The organism is Mesorhizobium sp. M0910, assembly GCF_040319465.1.
GTDB lineage: Bacteria > Pseudomonadota > Alphaproteobacteria > Rhizobiales > Rhizobiaceae > Mesorhizobium.
Genome location: NZ_JAMYNZ010000037.1, coordinates 1 through 7,180 on the forward strand (window position 1 = coordinate 1; position 7,180 = coordinate 7,180).

Consider the following 7,180-nt stretch of genomic DNA (forward strand, 5'->3'; position numbering starts at 1 on the left):
GCTTGAACAGCGGCATCAGCGCCGCGGCGCCGGCGCCGACCTGGTCGGCGAGCGTCGACAGGCTGAGCGGCACGCCTTCGCGGGCATAGCGTTCAGCCTGGCGTTTGAGCGGCTGATGCTGGCCGAACTTCTCGAACAGGATCATCGCCAGCAGGCCGGGACCGGCCCAGCCGCGCGGGGTGGCGTGGAACGGCGCCGGAGCCTGGCTGATCGCCTCGCAGTCGCGGCAGGTGAACTTCTCCCGCACGTGCTGCATCACCTTCCATTGCCGCCGCACCACCTCCAGCGTCTCGGTGATATCCTCACCCAGCTTGCGCAGCCGATGACCGCCGCAGCAATGGCAAGCGGCCGGCGCCGGCTCGACCACGCGTTCGCGCGGCAGATGCTCGGGAAATGGCTGGCGCGCCGGTCGCTTGCGCATGTAAGGCGCCAGCTCGGTGGTCCGGGCCGCGGCCTGTTCGGCGGCGATCTCGTCTTCCGTCGCGGTGCTCTCGAGTTCCTCGAAGGTGAGTTCCATCTGGTCGTGCAGGCGGGCTGAGCGTTCAGAACTCTGACCATGCAGCGCCCGCTGCAGCTTCCGGATCGTCAGATGCTGATGCGCGATCAGCGCCGCATCATCCGATGCCTTGGCCCTGGCGACCGCCAGTTCGGCCTCGACCAGCGCAGCGCGCGCGGCCTCGTCTTCGGCTCTGGCCAGCGCCGCGGTCAGCGCTGCTCTCAGCGCGCCAATATCGTCCGGAACAGCATCCTGGGCGGTGGCAACCATGCCCTGGAGTGAATCATAAAACGCGTCCGCTGACTCGCGGAAAATGGCGCAAACTCAAAGAAAAACTCAGCCCGCGCGCTGCGGGCGGAACGTGTGAAGCGGGTTGCGCCAATCGATCCCGTCGAGCATGTAGGCGAGCTGCGCCGGTGATATGGAAACCGTGCCGTCCGCCGGCGACGGCCATAGAAACCGGCCCTTCTCGAGCCGTTTTGCATACAGCGACATGCCGAGCCCATCATGCCAGATAATCTTGACCAGGTTGCCGCTGCGGCCGCGGAAGACATAAAGATCGCCGGCATGCGGATCCCGGCCCAACGTCTCCTGAACCTGCAGAGCGAGGCCTTGCATTCCGCGACGCATATCGGTCCGGCCGACCGCCAACCAGATCCGCACCTGGCTCGGAACCGGGATCATGAAACGCCCAGCGTGTTCACCATCGCTGCCGCCAGTGTCGGCGGCGTGGTCAGCGGTATCCGCAGCCGCACCTTGCCGGCGATCTCCAGCTCGATCACCGCTGGTGGCGCCGCCGGCACCGAAACGGCGACAGGCTCATCGGGAGCCACGACAACTTCGGCAAAGCCCGTCTCGCGGGCTCTCATCGTGCGGCGCCACTTGTAGATCAGGCTGGTCGCGACCTCGTACTGACGGGCCACCGCCGCCACTGTGGCCCCGGGCGCGAATGCCGCCGCCAGTATCCGGCACTGATCCGCTTCACTCCAACGACGCCGCCGCTCCGGCCCGGTCAATAACGTCATATGGCTCATGCTGTGCTGCTAACTTCGCTCGTAAGGACGACCTTAAGAGCGCAGCCTCGCTACCGTGCCATCCTCTCGCAAGGCGGCCTTCGCCGGAGGGTATCGACTAGAATACCTTTAGCTCCGGCATTGGTGGCTAAACGGTTCACCAGCAGTGAGCCTCCGAGCCCGCCGGGGCTGAGGAGGATGATCTGATCGTGTCGAAGCGCCCCTGCAAAAAGCACCGAGCAATTCTCCAATCTCCATAGGCTATCTGTGGCGTCATTAGGATGATGACGTCCGCCTCGGCAGCGGCAAAGGCGAGATCGCTGGTTGCCTGAATCCCCTTAACAAGGATTTGCTTTATCCCGCCCACGAAGCTCTCGACCTGGCAATCCAACTCAAGCCCCGGCGCGGCAATCAGGCCCTCGATGGTGTCACGGCGCGTCTGCCGGTCTGAAAGAATAACGCGGTGGCCCGCAAGGCGGAGTTCGGCCGCTAACGCGAGCGCGCCTTCTGACGTTCCGATAACGGCATAGGTCCGGGGAGCGATTGTCAAGTGAAGTCCTTTTCGCCTGGAGGTTTGCTGAGTGCCAGTAATCAGCGCTGCTGCTGCATGTTAATGGATGTCGTGAATACGAGGCCGCGCCAAGCAAGGCGGCGCGTGCCGTTGCTGCGACGGTTTCGATGTCGCGCCATATCTGGCCGCCTGGCGCGGGCTGCTCGTCGATCACGAGGAAATTGAGCCCCGCTCGCCGCGCCGTCGCCATGCCGGCCGGTCCGGCCCCGACAATGAGTAGATCGACCGGCTTCATGCCCCTAGATTCCTCTTTCCGCGCTGGCGCGCGATGCGCATGCCATCCTGAACGGTGGTGAGGCAGGCTTGCACCGAGGCAACGCCATCCACTTCCATCAAGCAATCGAAGCAGACGCCCGTCAGACAGTAGGGTCCTCGTTTCGATCCCTTGACCGGCGTCAGTCGCGACCAACCCGCCTCCTGCCGCAGCAGAACGGCGGCTACGCTCTCCCCTGCCTCGGCAGGCTCGGCGACTCCGTCGAAAATAAACGGTCAGCGCTGGTTTCCACTCTGGTTTCCACCGTAAAGCCAGTGGCTCCCGACCGGATCTTCTGGGCCAGGGCAGCCCCAACGACGGTGCCACCCAGCCTCTGGATGCCGGACTGAAGCGCCGAGAGGAGACGCAGCGGATTAACATGCCCATCCCGACGGCCGAAACTCGCGCCGCAAACGTCGGAACCGAGAGTGACGCCGGGCATAAGCCGTTCAAGCTCGGAACGATCGATCATTTCCCAATCGGCAGGCTCTCCGCCAAGTTGGTTATGCAGCTTGTGAGACGCGGCGCGCCTCGAATTCTGCTTCATCGAGGCAAAAGACCAGCCCACCCTTCTGCTCTAAGTGCAGATCCTGCCCGGTAGTATCCAGAAGGCCCCCTCGAGAATTCATCCCAGCGCTCGCCACTAAGGCGCGACCAGAGTTGGTATTCTGGCATATTCGTGCCTTTTCCATGTACCCAGATGAGCCCGAAGTTTGCCCGTGCTGCCCGGTTATCTCGGTCATCGCCATCCAGTACGATCACGCGCTGATGGCGCTGCGCCAGGCCAAAGGCGATGGCCGAGCCAACGATCCCTCCCCAATGACGATAACGTCTGCCTTCATCACAGTTCCTGCGTCCTGTGCAGCTCGCGCTGTATGAGTGTCCTGCCTTCTGCACCTGCCCACCCGCATGCGGGCGCTGGGCAATGCGGGTGGGCGTAGGCCGGCCTTTGCAGCCCCGCGTTACTCTCCGATAATCGGCACCGATTCGGGGGAAAGGGGTGTCAGGAAATCGATGCCGTCTTCGCGAACGTAGAACGCTTCCTCGCATTGGAAGACGGCACCGTCGCGCTCGAGCTTTGGCTCGATATGCAAAATCATCCCGGGACAGATCACTGTATGGTCGTACGGACCCAATGAAGGCGTTTCAACAACATCCATTCCACTGCCGTGTCCCCATCTGACCGATAACGAGCCCGCAGCCATCAAGGCAAACTTGTTTCCGGCATTCATCGGTGCCCATAGCTTGCTGCCGATGGCGTACACTTCCGAACTTGTCATCCCCGGGCGGATCGAATGACAATACTCGAGCGTGATATCGCGGACGGCCTTGTAAGTCTCTAGCTCCCAAGGGGCCGGCTCACCGGCGCGCGCGATTCGATTGCGATCCGCCGAGTAACCACCGTACGTTGCTCGAAAATCTGCCCACACGTAGTGTCCTGGCTCCAGGCGTCGAGCGGTTGGCGGGCGCCCATACATGAAATCGCCCTTGCTAAAGATGACCGGAAAAGGATCGCCGCTATCGGCGCCGTTCAGGAAGGTCTGTGCTTGCATCATCCGCCACAGCTCGTATTCGGTGATGCCGATGCGCGCCTGAACGATCGTTTGGTCGAATGCGTCGTTGCAGATGGCAAACGCAGTGCGCTTCAACTCAGCTTCGAAGGGGGTCTTGATTTGACGAACGCGCCACAGCGTCGGAGAGGCGCTCTGCAAATTACCCCCCGTTGAAAGTTCGCGCAACGCATTGACCAATGGCAGCGAGCCGCGACCGGCCATCTCTTCGCCGTAGTCGATGGCGATACTCGGTGTCTTTCCTTTGAAGATGTTTCGGACGGAGTCGGCGACTAGCGCTGCTCCTTCATTGACGTAACCGTCGTAGTAGAGCGCCGCGAATGTGCGCGGCTTCTGGTCCACGTAAGCTTGTTCGTAGACAGCTGCGAAGAGGATCAGGTCTGTGGCTGTGATCACCGTGAAGAACGGCCTGGAATTGAAGTACCAGGAGAATGAGCGGAAGTCCGTGAAGTACTGAATGTTCTTAACGTCCGTGAGAACGATTACGTCCAGTTGGTGAGCCTCCATCTCCCGGCGAATGTTCTTGAGGCGAGCCGTAAGTTCACTAGACGGAACGTCAGGGGCTAGTGGGCGAGTTCCGGCGATTAATCCAGACGCGGCATTGTTAGATGTTGCTCTCGTCTCCATCAGTCGGTCCTTCAATAAATCCAGTTTTGGCAGCTAGGCACATTTGGTGTGTTCTGACTGCTCGCGGCGAGGGGAGGAGCGTACTCGCGTTGCCAATCGCTGTCGACATGTTGTCGCGACTTGTCAAAGGATTTATGAGGTCAGTAGGGCGAAATCAGCGAAATTCGCGGCAAGTTAGACTGCGGCGAATTGATTCGCCCCGCTCAAATTGCCCCAAAATGACAATACCGCGCGCACCCCACGCCGCCGGTACCCGCAAGATGATGCAGCTCTTATAGCGCGTCGATCTGGAAGAGACCCCGTATTGCCTCGCCCACGAGTGTTCCCAAAGAACAATGCCGTTGCCTCACTCGGATGTTCTCGATTGCCTCACTGGTTGTTCCCGAGATTTAGCCTCTGCCGATCCGGGGATGATCTCACCGCATGACCTCTACAATTTCCGTCCGCGCGGCATCGGCGAATGGCCCGAACACCAACGCATTGGCTTGCGTACTGCGCCAGATTTTCATTCGACGCTGCACGGTCCGAATGAGGCCGTCGGGATACACGCCGGGATATTTGACCTGCAAGTGTTCAAGCAACTCTCGTGACGTTCGCCAAGGCTCTGCCTCGAACCATTCCTCAAGCTCGGCCGTGACGGCAAGGAGAGGATCGGGTCTGCGCCGCTCTCGCTTGACCGCCGGCTTGGGGCGGGCGGTCGGGTTCACTTCCCCACCACGCCACGCAATCCGCAACCCGGACAGAAAGTCTTCGAGCGGCAATGCCTCGCCGTCGGCGGCAGCCGAACCGTCCGGCTTGTCGGCGATGTCGACCAACCTCTCTTGTGTCAGGCGTATGTCGCGCAGCAGCCGAACCGGATCGAGCGTCAGGTACATCGCCTTGAGGCGAAGGCGCGTATCCTCCGGCGTGCGTGCATCCTCAAGCAGCCGCTGATAGGGCGTGGCGGGACGATGATACCGCTTGACCACCCTGGCTCCGTCACGATGCTTTTCTTTCAACTTAAAGATGGCTGAAAGAAATTGATGAACAACCGCATCGAGGAATAAAGCTTGGCTAGCTCCCGTGTGGCTTGCAGTCCCTCGAAGCGTCGATATCCAACGATCTTACGCACGACCGCCCCATTCTTCTGCTCGACAAATGCCTGGTCATTCTTCCGGTAGGGGCGGCAACGGGTGAGTTCGATATTATCACGCAAGCAATACTCCTGAACGCTCTCGTTCATGAAGACGCTGTCGTTATCGGTGTCGAAGCCCAGCAGCGGGAACGGCAGCAACTTGCGCAGTTCGGCCAACGCAGTGATCAGGACCGTTTGCTCGCGAACCAGCAGCGGCGCGCATTCCGTCCAGCCCGTGGCGATATCGGTCAACACCAGGGTTTGCGAGAAGGCGCCCTTCGCGTATGGGCCGGAATGAGAAACAAGATCCGCCTCGACAAAGCCGGGTGCGGGGTCATCCCAATCCGAGAAAGTCCGAACTGGAACACTACGCCGGATCGTCGTTGATGCTTTCCGCCGCCGCGGCCCGCTGGCACTCGTCTTAATGTCCTTGAGAACGCGATCAATCGTCGCTGGGCTCATCGTCAACAATTGCCGGCGCGTCTCGCTATCCATAGCGCCGTGTCCGTGGCGTTCCATCGCTTCGATCAGGCTTGGCAAGAGCGGGTGTAGTCGCTTCCCGCAGATTCGATCCGACGCCTCCCAAACGACGACGAGAGCGGCGCGCACCTCATCACCGTAAACCCGCCGCCCCGGCCGAGGACCACTCTTCGCCGGCGCGCAGTCTCCTCGCAGCAGTCGCATCGCATGCTTGCGATGAAGCCGGTGAGGGCCACGAATTCGTCCAACATCCTCGCCTTTTCGGCCCGCCCGCCTAAAACATAGCGTCCACCGATCGCCGCCACCAATTCCGCTCGTGTCGCCATGCTTCACCTTCCTCATCACAGCTCCCGGAGTTGTTGATTCGGGAGCAAATTAGATGAGGTTTTAGGGAGCAGTTCAGGCGAGGCAATGCGGCAAGCAGGACATTGTCAGATTGCGGTTAGCCTATCGATCGCAAATGACGCAGCCTCGCTTCCGATCGCCTACGAATTGTATCTCCCGCGCAGCTGGGCGGAGGATCCGGAACGACGCGAGAAGGCGAAGATCCCGGCGGAGATCACGTTCCAGACCAAGCCGCAGATCGCGCTCGAGCAGATCAGGACGGCCAAGGCCGAGGGCGTCGCGCCCGGCGTGGTTCTGGCCGACGCCGGATATGGCGCCGACGGCGGTTTCCGCGCGGGCCTGTCCGAGCTCGGTCTGACCTATGTTGTCGGCGTTCAGCCCACACTCAGCGCGTCTGGCGCCCAGGCGAGAGCCCGCTGCCGCCCAAGCCTTGGAGCGGAAGAGGCCGGCCGCCGTCTCGAGTCGGCCGAACCGACAATCACAAGCCGATCTCGGCCAAGGCCCTGGCCGAGGAGTTCGACGTCGAGACTTGGCGCACGATCGCCTGGCGTGAAGGAAGCAACACCGAGCTCAATTCCCGCTTCGCCGCCGTGCGCTTGCGGCCGGCTGTCAAACGAATCCAGGAATTGACCCCTTTGGCGAACTGAAGAACTGACCCCTTCATTGGTTTGCTGTTTCGTTTGTTTCGGGCACCGAGCCGACCTTCTGCA

At 61.3% G+C, this 7,180-nt stretch carries 8 protein-coding genes and 2 pseudogenes; 1 reads left to right on the top strand and 9 read right to left on the bottom strand.

The genetic code is table 11. The features are described 5' to 3' along the window. From NKH78_RS32365 to NKH78_RS32405, 9 genes and pseudogenes are all read right to left on the bottom strand, one after another. The coding region (locus tag NKH78_RS32365) for an IS66 family transposase (protein WP_352885207.1) at nucleotides 1-766 on the bottom strand (766 nt) is incomplete at its 3' end. A 66-nt stretch (nucleotides 767-832) separates the two neighbouring features. Beyond that, nucleotides 833-1,180 (bottom strand): IS66 family insertion sequence element accessory protein TnpB, encoded by a 348-nt coding sequence (tnpB, locus tag NKH78_RS32370; RefSeq protein WP_352885209.1) that lies wholly within the window; start codon nucleotides 1,178-1,180, stop codon nucleotides 833-835. After that, entirely contained in the window at nucleotides 1,177-1,530 is a 354-nt protein-coding gene (tnpA, locus tag NKH78_RS32375; RefSeq protein ID WP_352885211.1) for an IS66-like element accessory protein TnpA, read from the bottom strand. The genes tnpB and tnpA overlap by 4 nt, the downstream gene beginning before the upstream one ends. A gap of 136 nt (nucleotides 1,531-1,666) precedes the next feature. Further along, on the bottom strand, nucleotides 1,667-2,059 hold the full coding sequence (locus NKH78_RS32380) for a hypothetical protein (protein ID WP_352885214.1): 393 nt from the start codon (nucleotides 2,057-2,059) through the stop codon (nucleotides 1,667-1,669). A 252-nt stretch (nucleotides 2,060-2,311) separates the two neighbouring features. Then, the gene (locus NKH78_RS32385; RefSeq protein ID WP_352885222.1) at nucleotides 2,312-2,563 is read right to left on the bottom strand and encodes a (2Fe-2S)-binding protein; all 252 of its coding nucleotides are present in this window, start codon (nucleotides 2,561-2,563) and stop codon (nucleotides 2,312-2,314) included. Further along, nucleotides 2,518-2,880, bottom strand: a complete 363-nt coding sequence (locus tag NKH78_RS32390) for an FAD-dependent oxidoreductase (protein WP_352885216.1) — start codon at nucleotides 2,878-2,880, stop codon at nucleotides 2,518-2,520. Before NKH78_RS32390 ends, NKH78_RS32385 begins: the two co-directional genes overlap by 46 nt. After that, nucleotides 2,877-3,383: an FAD-dependent oxidoreductase gene (locus NKH78_RS32395; RefSeq protein WP_352885218.1), complete on the bottom strand. Its 507-nt coding sequence runs from the start codon at nucleotides 3,381-3,383 to the stop codon at nucleotides 2,877-2,879. The genes NKH78_RS32390 and NKH78_RS32395 overlap by 4 nt, the downstream gene beginning before the upstream one ends. Next, nucleotides 3,296-4,531, bottom strand: a complete 1,236-nt coding sequence (locus NKH78_RS32400; RefSeq protein ID WP_352885220.1) for a M24 family metallopeptidase — start codon at nucleotides 4,529-4,531, stop codon at nucleotides 3,296-3,298. The genes NKH78_RS32395 and NKH78_RS32400 overlap by 88 nt, the downstream gene beginning before the upstream one ends. A gap of 416 nt (nucleotides 4,532-4,947) precedes the next feature. Then, nucleotides 4,948-6,451: pseudogene (locus tag NKH78_RS32405) on the bottom strand (integrase catalytic domain-containing protein). A gap of 83 nt (nucleotides 6,452-6,534) precedes the next feature. Between NKH78_RS32405 and NKH78_RS32410 the strand changes: the two are divergent. Further along, a pseudogene (locus NKH78_RS32410) lies at nucleotides 6,535-7,078 on the top strand (IS701 family transposase); the annotation flags it as partial. Nucleotides 7,079-7,180: the final 102 nt, after the last annotated feature.